Consider the following 17,679-nt stretch of genomic DNA (forward strand, 5'->3'; position numbering starts at 1 on the left):
CACGATCGGCAATCGACGCCAGTTAAAGGCCCCCTAGAAGGCGGCTCACCCGTGGGTGGCCTGCTCGTCCTCCTCCCGGACGGTCGATGACGCTGTTGCCGGCCACCGCGCGGGTGTCGCTCCGCGGGCTTGCACCGCGAAGAGGCTCGGGCTGACTCCATAGCGGCGCTTGAACGCTCGAGCCGCCGCAGACGGATTAATCCAGCCAGCCCTTCGGGCAGCCTCCGACACCGTCAACCTCGATCTCACCAGCAGCTCAGCCATGTGGTCGAGGCGAGCCTGCCAGAGGAAGGAGGCGGGGCTGAGGCCCAGCTCCCGGCGGAACAGACGACTCAACTGCGATTCCGAGATCGCAACTTCGCGCGCCAGCTCGCCTACCGTCCAGGGGTGGTCCAGCCGTGCCCTGAGCACTCCCGCAGCTGCGGCCACCGGCGTTCGTGGCAGCATCGCGCGATACGTAGTTCCGTCGGGCTCCGGCTCGGTGGCGCGGTCGTCGAGAGCAGATACTGCATCGAATAGATCCGCAGTCCGCGCAAAGATTGCGAAAGCAGTGCCGGAGCTCTCGCCGAGCGACACCAAGCTGCTCAACAGCGGCTGCAGCCGGCGCATACCGGCGTCGCCTACGTTGATTGCAGCCATCGCGTAGCCTTCCGATTGCGCGGCAATCGACTGGTGGACAACAGGGTGGCTCGCGGGCAGCCATGGGAGCTGCATCCGGAAGAACTCCTCGTGGACGTAGAACGCCACCGCGTCAACGAAGCCCTCCGCGATTAGCGAGCAGCGCATACCTTCGGGGACCGTCACTATGGAACCTGTCCGCAGTGCGACATCAACGCCGGGACCCCGTAGCCGCGCCCATCCTGCCGTTACGAACACGAGCTTCACGCAGTCTGCGGGCACGCGCAGTGAGCGCCGAGCCGTGGCGATCCGACGCGCAGTCATGGGCAACCCCTGACTCTCGAGCAGGGCCCGACAGGTTGGGAACGTCACCCGCGCCTCGCTACCGCTCCCTCGGCTGCGGCACACAGCCGACACGGACGACGCGCGCTGATCGACGGCCCAGTGGCTACCAGCCCGGAGCAAGGGCCATTCATGAGCCAGCCCGGCCCTCTGTGAAGGTCGCAGTTCACTTGTGCCTCCTCGAGCTGAGCGTCTTCACGCGGCGATACCGTGCAACCATTTGGTGCACCAGGGGCATGCACCACGGATCAGTGCGAGCGACATCGCGGAGTTCGCCCCAATAGGACGCCGCGCTTCGAGTGGCGAGACGGCTCTCGCTCTTGCCGCCTGCGATCTCGCCTTCTCGCGCCACCTGAATCGCGTGCGAGAACCGCTACTTACTCCACGTGATCCCCCTTCCGTCCACGAGCGTCATCCGCTGAATCCTGGGGGTCTTCGGCCCCCTTAAGTCGTCGGCCTACATGCTGTTCTACGACCACCTTGACCGACGTCCGCGCGTGGGTGGCGACCTCAAGCGAATCGGCCGGATCTACAATCGGATCGTCCGCCTCGCCCGGTCTGTCTCACACCGCCGCGGCACGGTGGAACGTAGCGGGGCCAGGACTCGGGACGTGCCTACTCGCCGCGCATTCGAGACCGATACCCCGTCGGACTCACGCCGAATCGACGTCGGAAGACCCGCGCCGCGTAGCTGCCGTCGTGCCATCCGACGTGGACTCCGATCTCGCCTACGCCCAGTTCGGAGCTCACCAGCAGGTGGGCCATCCGTTGAACGCGGACGTCCGACAAGTAGCGCATCGGCGCGATACCGAGTTCCGTGCGAAACAACACGGCAAGATGCGAGGGCGATACGTTGACCTGCCGCGCCAACTCATCGAGACTCCAGCGCCGGTCCATCTCATCCTGGAGAAGCTGCGCAGCCCGGGCGACTTCCACCCGCCTGGCGAGCAGCGGCGTACGTGCGCCACGGCGACGGTGGAGTGAGGACGGAACTATCGGCCGCGATGCCGCTTGGGCGATCGCTAGGGCTTCGAGAATGAGCCCGAGCTTATGGATCTGCACGGTCACATTCCCGAACGCGCTCTCGACTCCCACTCCGGCTCGCATTTCCTCAAATGCGGAGAACAGCCGTCGAGCATCCGCACCGGAGGGGCGCACCCGCCATACCCGGCCCGGCACAGGGGACTGTTCTTCTGCTGCCGGTGCCTCGTCGCCGCGCAGCAGCCAGCCGAGCCGCTCGCCGAGGAACACGTCGTCGATGTAGAGGACGCTTGCGAGCATCGACATCAGTGGGCTGATTTCGTATATCGACCCGCGCTCCAGAACGAGAACATCGCCGGCACCGAACTCGACGCTAGATCGCAAGGTCGCCAATACGCCGGCCCCCTCTTCGACCAGAACCAGCTTGCAACACTCACACGACAGCGGACCCAGCCTTCGGTCCACGAACAAGTGGCCTGCCCTGCCTGGAACGAGCTCAGACGGACCCAGGAGATCGGTACGGGAGAAGCGCCGGACTGGCCGTGCCCATCGGCGCACGCCCACGCCGGCTGGGGCACCGCCCGGCTCTGCTTCGTATCGGGAGCTCCCGGCGGAGCTAGTCACCACGGTGGCCGCGAAGTTCGTCGGCTGTGACGGCGACCTCCGCGTGCTTGACTCCGGCCGAGCGCGCCGGTTCCGGTGAAAGGGCTGGATGCGCCGCACCGGAATCGTGCTTGCCGACGATCACGTTTCATAGGGCCAGCCAGTGTAGGCCTCGGCGAGGTAGGCCCTGCCGGCGTCGGACTCGACGACGGAGCGCAGCTCGCCGAACTGTCGCCGTCGGTCGAACTCGTCGGCGTCGGTGGCGGTGTGCAGCATACTGGTCATCCACCAGGAGAAGTGCTGAGCTTTCCAGATACGGCGCAGCGCACGCTCGGCGTAACTGTCGATCAGGCCGGTGTCGTTCGCGCCCAGGAATGTCGAAAGGGCCTCGGCGAGCAGGATCACGTCGGCGATGGCGAGATTCATGCCCTTGGCGCCGGTCGGCGGCACCGTGTGCGCGGCATCGCCGACGAGCGCGGCGCGTCCGTGACGCAGCTCGCTGGCTACGAAGCTGCGGAAGCGCAACACGTCGCGCTGGAAGATCGGCCCTTCCTTCAGTGTCGTACCCGGGACGCGCGCCTGCAACGTGTCCCAGATCTGAGCTTCGCTCGGGGCCTGGGCATCGGCGTCGGGGGCACACTGGAAGTACATGCGCTGTACCTCGGGACTGCGCTGGCTGATGAGGGCGAAGCCGTCATCGGAATTGCTGTAGATGAGTTCGTCGCCGCTCGGGGGTGCTTCGCACAGGATGCCGAACCAGGCGAACGGGTACTCGCGGAAATATCCGCTCTTCGCCGCACCGGTCACCGCGGAGCGGACGACGGAGCGCGAACCGTCGGCACCGACCACGAAATCAGCATCGATCACGATTTCCTGACCACCGGAGTCCATGGCGATCACCCGGGGGCGGTCGGTGTCGGCGCCTTCCACCCGAGATGCCGAGACACCGAAGCGAATATCCTGTCCTGTGGCCAGGCGCAGGGCGAGCAGATCCTTCAAGACCTCATGCTGCGGATAGACCCAGACGCTGCGGCCGACGAGCGAGGGGAAGTCGATGCGGTGCCCTTCGCCCTGGAAGCGCAGCTCGATGCCGTCGTGGCGGTGGCCGACCGTGTCGACTCGTGTTGCGGGATCGATGCGGGTCAGCAGATCGACGGTGCCCTGCTCGAGGACGCCGGCGCGGATCGTCGACTCGATCTCGACACGTGAACGTTGGTCGATGATCATCGACTCGATGCCCTGCTCGGCGAGCAGGTGCGAGAGGATCAGGCCGGCGGGACCTGCGCCGACGATCGCGACGCGGGTGCGAATTGAGTGGGTCATGGCGTCTCCTTCGACGTGTCGTGCGCGGCGGGCGCTCGTCGATCAGTGTGCGCGATCGCCCGCTCTCGCGCGTCTGAGTTCCCGATGAATGGGATTCAGGAGGTCTTCAGCGAGCTCTCGATGGATCGCGCGGCTTCTTGCAGCACGGCGATCGCCGCGCCGATCTCCGCCTCACGCGGGAGGATGACCGACAGGGAGGCGGCGACCGTGCCGCGGTCGCGCACGGGCACAGCCACCCCGGTGGAGACGGTCTCGATCGATCCGGGCGCGACAACGAAGCCCTGTCGGCGGATGGCCGCGAGGAGAGAACGCAGCGCGGTGGGGTCAGTCACGGTTTCGGCCGAGACGGCGCGGAGCGGCGCGGCGAGGATGCGTTCGCGCACCGCAGGATCCGCGTGCGCGAGGAGCACAAGACCCGACGATGACGCGTGCAACGGAAGCCGGCCGGCGATGCGGGTGATGTTCGCGCCTGCATCCGGATGTGAGAGTCGCTCGAGGAAGAGCGCCTCGTCGTGTTCGAGCACGGACAGCTGGGTGTGTTCGCGGACGAGACGCTGCACCTTCTCCATATGCGGCAGGGCCGCCTGGCGTAGGCGGAGAGCGCTGGACCCTCGGAGCGCGAGCTCCCATAGACGCATGCCGAGCCGCACGCGCATCTCGTCGTCTCGCTCGAGCAGTCCGGCCCGGATCAGATCCCCCACGATCCGGTGCGCGGTCGAGGAGGAAAGTCCTGCGCGGTGTGCGATCTCGGTCGCACTCTGCGTCGTACGGTCGGCCGAGAACGTGTCGAGAACTCGCACGATGCGTTCCGTCATCGAGTCGCCCGAGGGGGAGTTGGCCATGTCGCCAGTCTTCCATGGGGGATGCCGTCACCGACGAGGTAGCCTCGCTGCATGACCTCCCCAGTGCCCAAGTCCGCCACACCCTGGCACGCCTTCGACGTCGTCGAGGTCACCGGGCTGTTGACGGGCTCGCCCGTGCTGTGGTGGCTGTCGGGCGGCGTTGCGCTGGACCGATGGGTGGGTGCGGCGATCCGCCCGCGCCCGAACATCGACGTGAGCGTGACGGCGGCCGATCTTGCATCGTTCGTCGGCGCGCTGCCCGCCGGCTTCAGCGCCTGGGCTTCCTCTGATGACGAAGGGCACGTCGTCCCGTTCGAAGCGGTCGCCGCGGATTCCGACCCGCAGCCGGTACTTGTGCGCGATGAGGTGCGAGGTGCCTGGGTGATGCAGGTGAACGTCGAGGATGGCACCTCGGCTGCGTGGGTCTACAAGCGCGATCCGAGGCTGACGCTGCCTTGGGATCGCGCGGTGCTCGACATTGACGGCATCCCGACGGGCGCCCCCGAGGTGCAGCTGGTGTGGAAGGCGCTCCGTCCGCGTCCTGAAGACACGGTCGACATGACCACCGTCCGGCCGACCCTGTCCGATGAGGCGGTGGCGTTCTTCGAGACGGCTCTGCTGCGTATCCATCCGCACTCGACGTGGTCGATCCACGTGCGCAGCCCGTTCACTCCCGCCAAGGCGAGCTGGAATCGGCCGAAGCGCTCCTAGCCTGGAGCTCGTCGGTACTCCTCGGTGCTGACGGCATCGCGCACGAGGGAGCGGAACCACCGCTGTGCGGGCGAGAGGTTCGCCTCGCGCCGGGTGTAGAGCGACACCGGCGTGCTCTGTGCCGGCCACGGGAGGTCCGAGATCTTTAAGCCCTGGAACCAACCGCTGAACACCTCGGCGACGTGGCGGGGCAGCAACACCACGAGGTCGGTGGTCTGAACGACGGCGGGCACCGTGGCGTACTCCTCGACGGTCAGAGCGACCTGGGGCATGAGTCCATGCTCGACGAGCGCCTGGAGGGGGAAGACATGCCCGCCGCGGGCCGAGACCCGCACGAAGTGGCGACCTTCGAACATGTCTGGCCCGGTGTCGGGCAGGGCGTGTGTCGTCGATGAGAGCGCCACGTACTCGACGGCGCGTACCTGCGTGCGCCAGAGGCGGGGGCTGCCGATCATCGATACCGTCATTGCGAGGTCGATCGCGCCCCGCACGAGTCCTTCTTCGACCTGGTCGGCGTCGAGGCGCTGCACCTGCAGGTGTGGTCGAGATTTCTCGCGCGCGAGCGCGGCCATCACGGGTGGAAGGAAGGTCTGTTCGCCGATCGAGGTGAGTCCGAGCGCGAGCTCGCCGCTGAATCCGGCCGGTTCGAAAGCGTCCGGATCGCTGACCGTCTCGTCGATCCGGGCGAGCGCCTCGTGCAGCGGCCCGAACAGCGCGGTCGCCTTCGCCGTCGGCACCATGTCGTGCCCCTCGCGGCGGAACAGCTCGTCTGCGAACCGTTCGCGCAGGCGTCGCAGGGTGTAGCTCACGGTGGGCTGGGTCACGTGCAGACGCTCGGCCGCCGCCGTGACGCTGCGCAGCTCGTAGAGCACGACGAAGGTGCGCAGCTGGTTCAGATCGGCGAGGGCCATGTATAGAGGCTATCTATGTTCGCAGCTTCCAGTATCTATTGGACTGCATCCGATGTCGCGACTTAAAGTCAAGGCATCTGCATCGAGTGACAAGGACGACACGCGTTGATCATCGACATCCACGGCCACTACACCACCGCCCCCGCACAGCTGGGCGCCTGGCGTGACCTGCAGATCGCATTCACCAAGGGCGACGGCCACGCGCCGAACCCGGCCGACCTGCACATCAGCGACGACGACATCCGCGAGACCATCGAGGCCAACCAGCTGCGCCTGATGAACGACCGCGGCAGCGACCTCACCGTCTTCAGCCCTCGTGCCTCGTTCATGGCCCACCACATCGGCGACCTCGCCGTCAGCGAGACCTGGGCGCGCATCTGCAACGACCTCGTCGCCCGCGTCGCAGAGCTGTTCCCCGACCGCTTCCTCATGGGCGCGATGCTCCCGCAGTCGCCCGGCGAAGACCCGAAGACGACGATCGCCGAGCTGACCCGCGCTGTCGAAGAGCTCGGCGCCGTCACCGTCAACCTCAACCCCGACCCCTCCGGCGGCAAGTGGTCGGCACCGGCGCTCACCGACCGCTCCTGGTACCCGATCTACGAGAAGCTCGTCGAGTACGAGCTCCCGGCGATGGTACACGTCAGCACCACCTGTCGCCCCGATGTCTTCCACACCACCGGCGACCACTACCTCGGTGCCGACAGCACCGCCTTCATGCAGTTGCTCAAGGGCGACCTGTTCCGCGACTTCCCCGACCTCAAGCTCGTCATCCCGCACGGCGGCGGCGCTGTCCCTTACCACTGGGGCCGGTTCCGTGGTCTCGCGATGGCGCTCGGCAAGCCTGAGCTCGACGAGCACCTGCTGAACAACGTCTACTTCGACACGTGCGTCTACCACCAGCCCGGCATCGACCTGCTGACCGACGTCATTCCGACGAAGAACATCCTGTTCGCCAGCGAGATGATCGGCGCCGTCCGCGACATCGACCCGCGCACCGGCCACTACTTCGACGACACCAAGCGCTACGTCGACGCGACCACCAACCTCAGCGACTCCCAGCGCGAAGCGGTGTTCGAGGGCAACGCCCGCAACGTCTACCCGCGCCTCGACCGCGCCCTCAAGGCCCGCGGACTGTGAGAGAGAAGAACATGCGACTGAACAATCTCGGCATCGTCCGGACCAGCATCCAGCGCCCCGACCCCGACGACGTCGCCCGTCTGTCGCAGTTCGGCGTCGCCACCATCCACGAGGCGATGGGCCGCGTCGGCCTCATGCGCCCGTACATCCGCCCGGCGTACAACGGCGYGAAGCTCTTCGGCCCGGCCGTCACCGTGCTGCTGCAGCCCGGCGACAACTGGATGTTCCACGTCGCCGCCGAGCAGGTGCAGGAGGGCGACGTGATCGTCGCCGGCTGCACCACCGAGAGCGAGGACGGCTTCTTCGGCGAGCTGCTGGCCACCTCGCTCACCGCTCGCGGCTGCAAGGGCCTCGTGATCGACGGCGGCGTCCGCGACGTCGCCGACCTCGAGAAGATGGACTTCCCGGTCTTCTCCCGCGCGATCAACTCCAAGGGCACCGTCAAGGCGACGCTCGGCTCGGTCAACGTGCCGGTCGTCGCCGCGAACGCCCTGGTCAACCCGGGCGACGTGGTCGTCGCCGACGTCGACGGCGTCGTCGTCGTGCCGCGCGAGCTCGTGGGCGCAGTAGCGGATGCCAGCCAGAAGCGCGAGGACAACGAGGAGTCCAAGCGGCAGAAGTTCCGCGAGGGCGTGCTCGGACTCGACCTGTACGGCATGCGCGAACCGCTCGCCGCCGCCGGCCTGGAATACGTGGAGGACTGACGGATGCCGCACCCTTCGACGAGCTCAGGGACCGAGACTGTTCACGGCGACACCACCGGCCCCTTCACCAAGACCGAGGGCTGGCTCGACTGGTACGACGGCCCCTCGAAGCCGGCATTCTCTCTGCCCGCAGGCGCCGTCGACGCGCACTGCCACGTCTTCGGCCCCGGCGCCGAGTTCCCGTACGCCCTCGAGCGCAAGTACACGCCGTGCGACGCCTCGGCCGGGCAGCTGTTCGCCCTGCGCGATCACCTCGGGTTCGAGCGCAACGTCATCGTGCAGGCGACCTGCCACGGCGCCGACAACAGCGCCCTCGTTGATGCGCTGCACCGCAGCGAGGGGCGCGCCCGCGGCGTCGCGACCGTCCGCCGTGACGTCACCGACGAGCAGCTGCAGGAGCTGCACGCGGCCGGCGTCCGCGGCGTCCGCTTCAACTTCGTCAAGCGTCTCGTCGACCGGGTCCCCACCGACTCGCTCGAGGAGATCGTCGCCAAGATCGCCCCGCTCGGATGGCACGTGGTCATCTACTTCGAGGCCGAGGACCTTCCCGAGCTGTACGACTTCTTCTCCAACATCCCGACCGACGTCGTCGTCGACCACATGGGCCGGCCCGACGTCACGAAGGATCCGAACGGCCCGGAATTCGAGCTGTTCCTGACGTTCATGCGCGAGAACGAGAACGTGTGGACCAAGGTCTCGTGCCCCGAGCGTCTGAGCGTCACGGGTCCCCGCGCCCTCCCCGAAGAGATCAGAGACGGAGAACTGCACGCGTACACCGACGTGGTGCCGTTCGCCCGACGTGTGGTCGAAGAGTTCCCCGACCGTGTGCTGTGGGGAACCGACTGGCCGCACCCCAACCTCAAGGACCACATGCCCGACGACGGGCTGCTGGTCGACTACATCCCGCAGATCGCGACGACGCCCGAACTGCAGCAGAAGCTGCTCGTCGACAACCCGTCGCGCCTCTACTGGGCCCGTTGAACCGCGGGGAAGACTGAAGGAGAACCATCATGGCACTCGACAAGCCGTACAAGAACGTTCCCGGCACCACCATCTACGACGCCGAACAGGCGCGCAAGGGCTATCACCTCAACCAGTTCGCGATGTCGCTCATGAAGCCCGAGAACCGTGAACGCTTCCTCGCCGACCAGGCCGCGTACCTCGACGAGTGGCCGCTGAACCCGATCCAGCGGCAGGCCGTGCTCGACATGGACCTGAACACCATGATCGCCGAGGGCGGCAACATCTACTTCCTCTCGAAGATCGGCGCCACGCACGGCCTGAGCTTCCAGCAGATGGCCGGATCCATGACAGGCATGAGCGAGGCCGCGTACCGCGACATGATGGTCGGCGGCGGTCGGAACCCTAAGGGCGCGCGCCTCAAGGACCTCGACGGGTGGACGCCGCCGTCGACCGAGAAGGCGACGACGATGCGCCCGGATGCTCCGGCGAAGTACACCTCGGCGCTGTTCACCTCGCACGTGCCCGCGATCGGCGCGGCGATGGACCTCGGCAAGACCGAGGAGCCATACTGGAAGCAGGTGTTCGACGGGTACCAGTGGACCCGCAAGTGGGCCAAGGAGAACACTCCCGACGTCGTCATCCTCGTCTACAACGACCACGCCACCGCGTTCGACGCGTCGATCATCCCCACCTTCGTGCTCGGCACGGGCGCGGAGTACCCGGTCGCCGACGAGGGCTACGGCCCCCGCCCCGTTCCCGACGTCAAGGGCTACCCGGAGTTCGCCGCGCACCTCGCGCAGTCGATCATCCAGGACGACTTCGACCTCACCCTCGTCAACGAGATGGTCGTCGACCACGGCCTGACCGTTCCGCTGTCGCTCGTCTACGGCGAGCTCGGACCCGACGAGCAGTGGCCCGTCCGAGTCATCCCGCTGGCCGTCAACGTCGTGCAGTACCCGGTGCCGTCCGGCCGCCGCTGCTACGAGCTCGGCAAGGCCCTGCGCCGCGCGATCGACAAGTGGGACGGCGAAGAGCTCAACGTGCAGATCTGGGGCACCGGCGGCATGAGCCACCAGCTGCAGGGTCCGCGCGCCGGCCTGATCAACAAGGAATGGGACAACGCGTTCCTCGACCACCTGATCGCCGACCCGCTGGGCCTGACCGAATGGCCGCACATGGAGTACGTCGACGAGGCGGGCTCCGAGGGCATCGAGCTCGTCGACTGGCTGATCGCCCGCGGCGCGATGGACGACCAGTTCGGCGGCGAGGAGCCGTCGACGGACCACCGGTTCTACCACGTGCCGGCATCCAACACCGCCGTCGGCCACCTCGTCATCTCGAACCCGATCGGCACTGTCGCCCTCGCTGCCGACGAGGTGGACACGAGTGAGCCCGAGGAGTCCGTCCTCGTGCCCGAGCCTGCGGAGACCGCCGCCGTGGCCAACGCCTGACACCTCGATACCGAATCTCGAAGAGGGAGAGCGCATGTGCGACAAGATCCGCATCGCCGTCGTGGGCGCGAACGGCGCCTTCGGCATGAAGCACCTGGACGGGCTGGCGAACATCGAGGACGCGGAGGTGACGGTCGTCGCCGCCATCTCGAAAGAGAAGGCGGATGCCGTCGCCGAGCAGTACGGCGTGCCGAACGCGGTCATCGGCCTCGACGCCGTGCTCGAGCGCGACGACGTGGATGCGGTGATCCTCGCCACGCCGACCGGACTGCACGCGAGCCAGACCCAGGCGGTGCTGGCCGCGGGCAAGCACGTGCAGGTCGAGATCCCGCTCGCCGATTCGCTGGCGGATGCTGAGGCTACGCTCGCCGTGGCCGAGGCCTCCGGGCTCGTGGCGATGGTCGGCCACACGCGCAGGTTCAACCCCTCGCATCAGCTCGTGCACCAGCGCATCGTCGCCGGGGAGTTCGCGGTGCAACAGATGGACGTGCAGACGTACTTCTTCCGCCGCACGAACACCAACGCCAAGGGCGAGGCGCGCAGCTGGACCGATCACCTGCTCTGGCACCACGCCGCGCACACGGTCGACCTGTTCGCGTACCAGGCGGGCAAGATCGTCGAGGCGCATGCGCTGCAGGGGCCGATCCATCCCGAGCTGGGCATCGCAATGGACATGTCGATCCAGCTCAAGAGCGAGACCCGAGCGATCTGCACGCTATCGCTGTCGTTCAACAACGAGGGCCCCTTCGGCACGTTCTTCCGCTACATCGGCGACACCGCGACCTACATCGCCCGCTACGACGACCTGTTCACCGGGGCGGACGAGCAGATCGACGTCTCGCACGTCGCCGTCAGCATGAACGGCATTGAGCTGCAGGACCGGGAGTTCGTCGCCGCGATCCGCGAGGGACGCGAGCCGAACTCGTCGCTCCGCCAGGTGATCGACTGCTACCGGGTGCTCGGACAGCTGGAGGAGCAGCTCGCGTGATGCTCCCCCGACTCGGCCTCGGATGCATGAGCCTCAGTCATGCGTACGGAGTCCCGCCGTCCGAGGATGAGGGGCTCGCCGTCATCCGCGGCGCCCTCGACGCCGGCGTGACGCACCTCGACACGGCCACCCTGTACGGCGGGGGCCGCAACGAAGAGCTCGTCGGGCAGGCTCTGCGCGGGCGCCGCGACGAGGTCGTGCTCGCCAGCAAGGGCGGCATGGCGCAGGTCGAGGGCAAGAAGGTCATCGACGGCCGTCCGGAGACACTGACCGCGCAGGTGGACGCCTCCCTGCGGCGCCTCGGCGTGGAGCAGATCGACCTGTACTACCTGCACCGCTGGGACAGGACAGTGCCGATCGGCGACAGCGTCGGCGCCCTGGCCGAGGCCGTGCAGGCGGGCAAGATCGGCGCGATCGGCCTGTCCGAGGTGTCGGTGACGCGGCTGCGCGAGGCACAGCAGGTCGCCCCGATCGCCGCCGTGCAGAACGAGTACTCGCTGTGGACCCGCAACCCCGAGCTCGGGATGCTGGAGGCCACGCGCTCGTCAGGGGTGGCGCTCGTCGCGTTCTCCCCGGTGGCACGCGGCTTCCTCGCCGACGGCGTCGGCGACCCGGCGCAGCTCGCCGAGAAGGACATCCGGCTCGGGATGCCGCGCTTCCAGGGCACGAACTGGGAGGCCAACGCCGCCCTGCTGCCCGCCTGGAGGGATCTCGCCGCCGAGGCCGGATGCACGCCGGCGCAGCTGGCGCTGGCCTGGCTGCTCTCGCGCGGCGATCACGTCGTCCCGATCCCCGGCACGACGAACCCGAATCACCTGCGCGAGGACTTCTCCGCGGCCACCGTCACGGTGGACGCCGCACTGCTCGAGCGGGCGGGTGAGCTCATCGACACATCCACGGTCGCCGGCCCGCGCTACGCGCCCGGCCCTGCCGCCGAGGTGGATGCCGAGACCTTCGAGGACGCCGTGTGAGGGGCATCTCGTCGATGGCGACGCGCGGCGTGCTCGCCGACCTGACCGTCGCCGCCACGGATGCCGGGATGCCTGCGGTCGAGGTCGAGTCGGTCGGGGGAGTGGACGCCGCCGCCCGTGTGGCGGACGGCGAGGCGTTCGACCTGATCTTCCTCGCCACCGGTGCGCTGCGCAAGCTCGCGGACGCCGGGCACGTGGACGCCGCGACCATCACCCCGCTCGTGCTCTCGCAGACCGCGGTCGCCGTGCCCGATGCCTTCGCCGGGCCGGCAGCTCACCCCGATGGTGCCGCGTTCGCGGACGCGGGCGAACTGCGCGACGCTCTGCGCGCCGCGACCCGGATCGGCTACTCCACCGGCCCCAGCGGCACCGCCCTGGTGAAGCTGATCGATGAGTGGGAGATGACCGGCGAGGTCGGCGACCGCCTCGTACAGGCTCAGCCCGGCATCCCGGTGGCGAAAACCATCGCCGCGGGCGTGGTGGACCTCGGATTCCAGCAACTCAGCGAGCTCGTCGGCCACCCGGGCATCCGCATCCTCGGCGTCATGCCCGAGGACTGTGCGATCGACACCGTCTTCGCCGGGGCCGTGACGATGGCATCCGCCGACCCGGACGGCGCGGCCGACCTGCTCACGTTCCTCGCCTCCGAGGCCGTGGCGCCGATCAAAGCCCGGCACGCCTTCAACGTGCCCTCGGCCTGACCTGCAGATGATCAAGTAACGGAAGAAGTGCGCGCCGCTCTCGAACAAGGCGACGTAGTCGTCGTGGTCGATGAAGGCCTGGCGCTCCTGGTCGGCGGAATCGAGCCAGCTGGTGGTCTCGACGGAATCGAGCCAGCTGGTGGTCTCGACGGAATCGTTCGTGCTCGGGCGGTGCCCATAGTCGGCCTCCCTCCATGATCACCCGTGCGTGTGCTTCCCCCAAGCGGAGCCGGTCCCGCCCTCGCGCGCGCAGTGCCTTCCGCGGCAACACCTTCTCAATGCGCTGCAACTCAGCCAGCCGAGGCTGACGACATCTTGAGGATAACTTTCCCTCGAGGGATGCGATCGTCAGCTTCGGGGACGGCGCTCCTCTGCGTTGTACATCTGGATCCACGTCGTGTACTCGGGCGCGAGAGCGCTGATCGAGTCAAGCTCGGACAGGTCCCGTTCAGTCAACTCGAGCTCGACAGCGGCGATATTGTCCGTGAGTTGTTCTACGCGCTTCGCACCGACGATGGTGCTCGTCACTCCGGGCTGAGCCAGCACCCAGGCGAGGGCGACCCGAGCGGCGCTGACACCATGGCGTGCCGCAACCGCGAGGACGACATCGATTATGTCGTAGGCGCGGTCTCGGTTCACGGGCGGGAAATCCAGGCTCACTCGGCGTGCGCTGGTGTCGCTCGAGGCGTCGCGAGTGAACTTGCCCGTCAGGAAACCGCCGGCCAAGGGGCTCCACACCATCAGCCCGAGGCCCTGGTTGCCAATCATCGGCAGCAGTTCGCGTTCCAGGTCCCGTCCCAAAAGCGAGTAGTACGCCTGCACAGATACGAACGTCTCGAGCCCCCGGAGGGCGGAGACGCCGAGTGCCTTCTGGACCTGCCATGCTGCCAGATTCGAGCAGCCGATGTACCGAACCTTGCCCTGGCGCACCGCATCGGTGAGCGCACCGAGCGACTCCTCCAGCGGCGTCAGCGGATCGAAGTTATGTATCTGGTACAGATCGACATAGTCAGTGTCCAGCCGGCGGAGACTATCCTCCAGCGCCTGCAGAATGTGGATGCGGGATTGCCCTACATCATTCGGACCCGCGCCGACGCGTGAGTTCAGTTTGGTAGCGAGAACGACGTCCCGCCGTCGGCCCCTCAAAGCCCTACCGAGCAACTCCTCTGACTCGCCACCTGAATAAACGTCGGCCGTATCGATAAAGTTCACACCCGCGTCAAGGGCCGTGCCCACTATCTGATCCGTACTGGCCTGATCCAGGCCTCCGACGACGTCGAACGGTGGCTTCCCGACACCGCCGAAAGTCATTGTCCCCAGGCAGATACGTGAGACGAATGTGCCAGTACGACCGAGCTGCTGATACTTCACGTGTGGCGCCCTTCTCGTTTCGCTTCTCGGGCAGAGTCCCTGATCTCTGAGTTGGTCACGACGGGCTCTGCGATCTCCCATAGCCGGTCGGTCTCGCGCGGGTCGAGGGCGTGTGCGGCGACGCCGTCGCCGGTGCCGTCGGAAGTGACTGGGGCTTCTTGGTTGTCCTCGAAGTAGCGTCCGGTGACGCCAGCCACAAGCGGGGACGCGGCCAGGAGCACGCTCGTAGCTGCGCCTTGCTCGGGGGTCTTGTAGTGGGGCAGGGTCGATGCGGTTGCTGTCCGCGTCGACCCTGCCCATCGCTTGGAGGGTCGCGAGATCGAGGTGGCGTTGCAGGTTGGTGGCGATCCAGCCAGGCATGAGCGCGTTGGCGGTGATGCCGTCGCCAGCCCAACGGTCTGCGATACCAACGGCAAGGAGGACATCCGCGGTCTTGGAGCGCCCGTAGGCGACCCAGGGGGCATACGGCGTGCGCTCGAACTGCGGATCGTCGAAGTCGAAGGGATGTCGGCGGTGTGCCCCGGAGCTGACGACGGCGACGCGTGCGCCGTTTGCGGCGCGAAGCGCGTCGTGCAGGCCGAGCGCGAGGGCGAAGTGGCCGAGGTAATTGGTCGCGAGCTGCATCTCCCATCCCTCGGGCGTGCGGTGCAGCTCGGGCAGGGCCATGATCCCGGCGTTGGCGACCAGGGCGTGCAGCGGCCCGTCCCAGGCTGCGGTGAAGGCGCGGACAGAGCCGAGGTCGGCGAGGTCGAGCCGGGCTGCGCGGACGGCACCCGACCAGTTCTCTTTAATGGCGACTCGGGCGAGGTCTTCCGCGGCGGCCGGGTCGCGGACGGCGGCGGTGACTTCGGCACCGGCCTTGGCGAGGGCGCGGACGGTCTGGGCCCCGATACCGGATGCGCCGCCCGTGACGATCATGCGCTTCCCGTCGAGGCGGACGCCGTCGAGGATGTCCTCGGCGATCGTGCGGGGTCCGAACGGGGTGGTGAACAGCTCAGGCATTCGCGGCCCGCTTCTCCAGGTGGGCCATAATCGCGTGGAGCTCGGCGGGCAGGTCGCCGGGCTTCCGGGCGGTGAAGAACTGGCCGTCCTGGACGACGTGCTCATTGATCCAGGTGCCGCCGGCCTCCTCGACCTCGGGGGCGACATCGAACCAGGACGTCATCCGGCGCCCATCGGCAAGTCCCGCCGCGACGAGCATCTGGGGCCTGTGGCACACCAGCCCGATGGTCTTGTCGGCAGCGGCGAAGGCGCGGATGAAGTCGATCGCCTCGGGAACCTCGCGTAGCGCAGTCGGGGCGAGGCCGCCAGGCACGTAGAGCATGAGGTAATCGGCCGGGTCCGCCTCGGCCAACGGGATGGTCTCCTGGATGCCGAGACCGCGGGCACCGGTCAGCTCGCCGCCTTCCGGGGTGATGACGTCGACCTGATAGCCGGCCTCGATGAAGCGGTAGTACGGGTAGAAGAACTCGACCTCCTCTACCTTGTCGGCGGTCAGGACCGCGATGCGGCCCTTGCTGGGCTCGCCGGTCGGAACGGCCACGCGATTGTCGGCGGGACGGTCGATGGTGGTGACGTCGGTCATGTGGTGCTCTTCTCGTGAACTTTCTTCCTCCACGGCAGGCGCGTACAGCTAGACTTTCCATTGCTATGAGTCCACAGAACTACATGGATCGTCCAGTGTCTATCGACGCTCTCGAAGATGTCCTCTCACTGGTCGAGGCTCGGGGCGAACTCTCCTCGACCCTCACCGGGCACGGGGACTGGGCGGTGCGGTTCCCCGCCCCGGCAGGGGCGAAGTTCAACTCTGTCCTCACCGGGTCCTGCACGTTAGACACGGACGGCCTGGAGTATCCGCTCACGCTCCGCGTTGGCGACTCCATCCTGCTCACCCGGCCGCAGGAGTTCGTGCTCGCCACCTCCTCCCATGCGGTCGAGCAGCCGGCCTCGCCACTGTTCCGCACCACGAGGGGACGCAGCGCGGAGGTCGGTCCCGCCGATCAGCCGGTGACCGCGGCGCTCATCGGCTGCAGCTTCACCTTCGACCGCCGCGCCCGCGAGCTGCTGCTGGACGCGTTGCCGCCGGTCATCCACCTGCCCTCGCACGCCGAGGGCGCCGTGATGGCCCAGCACCTGCTCACCCGCATCGGCCAGGAGGCGTCCGGGGAGCGCCTCGGCGCGGGCGTCATCGGCGCGCATCTGGCCGTCGTGCTGCTCATCGACCTCATCCGCCACCACCTCGCCCAGAACCCTGCCGACAACGGCTGGCTCCACGGGCTCACCGACCCCGTCACCGCCGCAGCGCTCCGCGCGATCCACGCCGACCCGGCCGCCCGGTGGACCGTGCAACTGCTCGCCGACGAGGCCCACGTCTCCCGCTCCACCCTGGCAGCCCGGTTCAAGACCGTTGTCGGCCTCGGGCCCCTGGAATACCTCACCCGCTGGCGCCTCGAGGTCGGCGCCCACCGCCTCGCCACGACCGAGCAGACCATCGCGCGCATCGCAGAGGATGTCGGTTACGGCTCGCAGACTGCCTTCGCTCTCGCCTTCAAGCGGCGGCTCGGCGTGCCTCCCGGCGGTTATCGGCGTGTCGCAACCCAGGGGCAGCAGCCGCAGTAGTCGGTCACCGCCCCTGGCCCATCTCAGGGCGAGGTGCTTCAGATGACCGCTTCGATGAGGTGGGGCCCATCCGCGGTGACTGCGGCAGTGAACGCTGCATCGAAGTCGCGGCCGGTCTCGACGCGGGTTGCTTCGACGCCCATTGACTCGGCGAGGCGTACCCAGTCGATGGACGGGTCGTAGAGGTCGAGCATGGTGGCGGCATTGTGCCCGCCGCCGGTCGCGCCGACACGGGTGAACTCGTGGCCGAGGACGGCGTAGGAACGGTTGGCGAAGATCACAGTGGTCACGTTCAGCCGCTCGCGGGCCTTGGCCCACAGCGCCTGTATGCGGCGATGAACTGGTGCTGAGCTCACCGAGCACGCTTGCTCGAGCGTTCACCTGCGCCCCTCGCGTGAGAGGCGGAGAGGAGAGGGAACAAGCCGTCGCCGAAGTAGGTGGAC

At 67.6% G+C, this 17,679-nt stretch carries 17 protein-coding genes; 9 read left to right on the forward strand and 8 right to left on the reverse strand.

Annotation, left to right across the window (positions count from 1 at the left end; genetic code table 11):
- Positions 1-45: 45 nt before the first annotated feature.
- The 4 genes from AC04ME_RS05900 to AC04ME_RS05915 all read right to left on the reverse strand — a co-directional run bounded on the left by AC04ME_RS05900 (position 46) and on the right by AC04ME_RS05915 (position 4,709).
- The gene (locus AC04ME_RS05900) at positions 46-804 is read right to left on the reverse strand and encodes a helix-turn-helix transcriptional regulator (RefSeq protein WP_475434017.1); all 759 of its coding nucleotides are present in this window, start codon (positions 802-804) and stop codon (positions 46-48) included.
- A gap of 771 nt (positions 805-1,575) precedes the next feature.
- Positions 1,576-2,406 carry a helix-turn-helix domain-containing protein gene (locus AC04ME_RS05905; RefSeq protein ID WP_475434434.1) on the reverse strand — a complete coding sequence of 277 codons (831 nt, stop codon included), beginning with the start codon at positions 2,404-2,406 and terminating at the stop codon, positions 1,576-1,578.
- Between the two features lie 279 nt (positions 2,407-2,685).
- Positions 2,686-3,867 carry a 4-hydroxybenzoate 3-monooxygenase gene (locus AC04ME_RS05910; protein ID WP_475434019.1) on the reverse strand — a complete coding sequence of 394 codons (1,182 nt, stop codon included), beginning with the start codon at positions 3,865-3,867 and terminating at the stop codon, positions 2,686-2,688.
- A gap of 95 nt (positions 3,868-3,962) precedes the next feature.
- Positions 3,963-4,709 (reverse strand): IclR family transcriptional regulator, encoded by a 747-nt coding sequence (locus AC04ME_RS05915; RefSeq protein WP_475434021.1) that lies wholly within the window; start codon positions 4,707-4,709, stop codon positions 3,963-3,965.
- Positions 4,710-4,760: 51 nt separating this feature from the next.
- Between AC04ME_RS05915 and AC04ME_RS05920 the strand changes: the two genes are divergently transcribed.
- Positions 4,761-5,420 (forward strand): hypothetical protein, encoded by a 660-nt coding sequence (locus AC04ME_RS05920; RefSeq protein ID WP_475434023.1) that lies wholly within the window; start codon positions 4,761-4,763, stop codon positions 5,418-5,420.
- Here the strand turns inward: AC04ME_RS05920 and AC04ME_RS05925 are convergent.
- Positions 5,417-6,331, reverse strand: coding sequence for a LysR family transcriptional regulator (locus AC04ME_RS05925; protein WP_475434025.1), 915 nt, complete (start codon positions 6,329-6,331; stop codon positions 5,417-5,419). The genes AC04ME_RS05920 and AC04ME_RS05925 overlap by 4 nt on opposite strands.
- A 105-nt stretch (positions 6,332-6,436) precedes the next feature.
- On the opposite strand from AC04ME_RS05925, the gene AC04ME_RS05930 reads away from it, so the two are divergent.
- Genes AC04ME_RS05930 through AC04ME_RS05960 form a run of 7 tightly spaced genes read left to right on the forward strand, consistent with a single transcriptional unit; the run spans position 6,437 to position 13,246 of the window.
- Positions 6,437-7,468, forward strand: a complete 1,032-nt coding sequence (locus AC04ME_RS05930) for an amidohydrolase family protein (RefSeq protein WP_475434027.1) — start codon at positions 6,437-6,439, stop codon at positions 7,466-7,468.
- Positions 7,469-7,479: 11 nt separating this feature from the next.
- Complete coding sequence (gene ligK / locus AC04ME_RS05935) at positions 7,480-8,172, forward strand: 4-carboxy-4-hydroxy-2-oxoadipate aldolase/oxaloacetate decarboxylase (RefSeq protein ID WP_475434028.1); 693 nt, start codon at positions 7,480-7,482, stop codon at positions 8,170-8,172.
- A 3-nt stretch (positions 8,173-8,175) separates the two neighbouring features.
- Complete coding sequence (locus tag AC04ME_RS05940; RefSeq protein WP_475434030.1) at positions 8,176-9,153, forward strand: amidohydrolase family protein; 978 nt, start codon at positions 8,176-8,178, stop codon at positions 9,151-9,153.
- 29 nt (positions 9,154-9,182) lie between these two features.
- Positions 9,183-10,586: a protocatechuate 4,5-dioxygenase subunit alpha/beta gene (locus AC04ME_RS05945; protein ID WP_475434032.1), complete on the forward strand. Its 1,404-nt coding sequence runs from the start codon at positions 9,183-9,185 to the stop codon at positions 10,584-10,586.
- Between the two features lie 34 nt (positions 10,587-10,620).
- On the forward strand, positions 10,621-11,574 hold the full coding sequence (locus AC04ME_RS05950; RefSeq protein WP_475434034.1) for a Gfo/Idh/MocA family oxidoreductase: 954 nt from the start codon (positions 10,621-10,623) through the stop codon (positions 11,572-11,574).
- Positions 11,574-12,545, forward strand: coding sequence for an aldo/keto reductase (locus AC04ME_RS05955; RefSeq protein WP_475434436.1), 972 nt, complete (start codon positions 11,574-11,576; stop codon positions 12,543-12,545). Before AC04ME_RS05950 ends, AC04ME_RS05955 begins: the two co-directional genes overlap by 1 nt.
- 14 nt (positions 12,546-12,559) lie before the next feature.
- Positions 12,560-13,246, forward strand: a complete 687-nt coding sequence (locus AC04ME_RS05960; protein ID WP_475434036.1) for a substrate-binding domain-containing protein — start codon at positions 12,560-12,562, stop codon at positions 13,244-13,246.
- Between the two features lie 348 nt (positions 13,247-13,594).
- On the opposite strand, the gene AC04ME_RS05965 is transcribed toward AC04ME_RS05960, so the two are convergent.
- Both AC04ME_RS05965 and AC04ME_RS05970 read right to left on the reverse strand, forming a co-directional pair.
- Complete coding sequence (locus AC04ME_RS05965) at positions 13,595-15,619, reverse strand: aldo/keto reductase (protein WP_475434038.1); 2,025 nt, start codon at positions 15,617-15,619, stop codon at positions 13,595-13,597.
- Positions 15,612-16,202 carry a DJ-1/PfpI family protein gene (locus AC04ME_RS05970; protein WP_475434040.1) on the reverse strand — a complete coding sequence of 197 codons (591 nt, stop codon included), beginning with the start codon at positions 16,200-16,202 and terminating at the stop codon, positions 15,612-15,614. Before AC04ME_RS05970 ends, AC04ME_RS05965 begins: the two co-directional genes overlap by 8 nt.
- A gap of 95 nt (positions 16,203-16,297) precedes the next feature.
- On the opposite strand from AC04ME_RS05970, the gene AC04ME_RS05975 reads away from it, so the two are divergent.
- Positions 16,298-17,236: an AraC family transcriptional regulator gene (locus AC04ME_RS05975; protein WP_475434042.1), complete on the forward strand. Its 939-nt coding sequence runs from the start codon at positions 16,298-16,300 to the stop codon at positions 17,234-17,236.
- A gap of 38 nt (positions 17,237-17,274) precedes the next feature.
- Here the strand turns inward: AC04ME_RS05975 and AC04ME_RS05980 are convergent, their stop codons facing one another.
- On the reverse strand, positions 17,275-17,592 hold the full coding sequence (locus AC04ME_RS05980; RefSeq protein ID WP_475434044.1) for a thiamine pyrophosphate-dependent enzyme: 318 nt from the start codon (positions 17,590-17,592) through the stop codon (positions 17,275-17,277).
- Positions 17,593-17,679 lie beyond the last annotated feature (87 nt).

The sequence above is a fragment of the Microbacterium sp. LjRoot205 genome (assembly GCF_056175745.1).

Coding starts and splice junctions, on each gene's coding strand:
- AC04ME_RS05945 (WP_475434032.1), top strand. CDS start 9,183: ATGGCACTCGACAAGCCGTACAAGAACGTTCCCGGCACCACCATCTAC.
- AC04ME_RS05960 (WP_475434036.1), top strand. CDS start 12,560: ATGGCGACGCGCGGCGTGCTCGCCGACCTGACCGTCGCCGCCACGGAT.
- AC04ME_RS05915 (WP_475434021.1), bottom strand. CDS start 4,709: ATGGCCAACTCCCCCTCGGGCGACTCGATGACGGAACGCATCGTGCGA.
- AC04ME_RS05940 (WP_475434030.1), top strand. CDS start 8,176: ATGCCGCACCCTTCGACGAGCTCAGGGACCGAGACTGTTCACGGCGAC.
- AC04ME_RS05925 (WP_475434025.1), bottom strand. CDS start 6,331: ATGGCCCTCGCCGATCTGAACCAGCTGCGCACCTTCGTCGTGCTCTAC.
- AC04ME_RS05910 (WP_475434019.1), bottom strand. CDS start 3,867: ATGACCCACTCAATTCGCACCCGCGTCGCGATCGTCGGCGCAGGTCCC.
- AC04ME_RS05950 (WP_475434034.1), top strand. CDS start 10,621: ATGTGCGACAAGATCCGCATCGCCGTCGTGGGCGCGAACGGCGCCTTC.
- AC04ME_RS05920 (WP_475434023.1), top strand. CDS start 4,761: ATGACCTCCCCAGTGCCCAAGTCCGCCACACCCTGGCACGCCTTCGAC.
- AC04ME_RS05970 (WP_475434040.1), bottom strand. CDS start 16,202: ATGACCGACGTCACCACCATCGACCGTCCCGCCGACAATCGCGTGGCC.
- AC04ME_RS05965 (WP_475434038.1), bottom strand. CDS start 15,619: ATGCCTGAGCTGTTCACCACCCCGTTCGGACCCCGCACGATCGCCGAG.
- AC04ME_RS05955 (WP_475434436.1), top strand. CDS start 11,574: ATGCTCCCCCGACTCGGCCTCGGATGCATGAGCCTCAGTCATGCGTAC.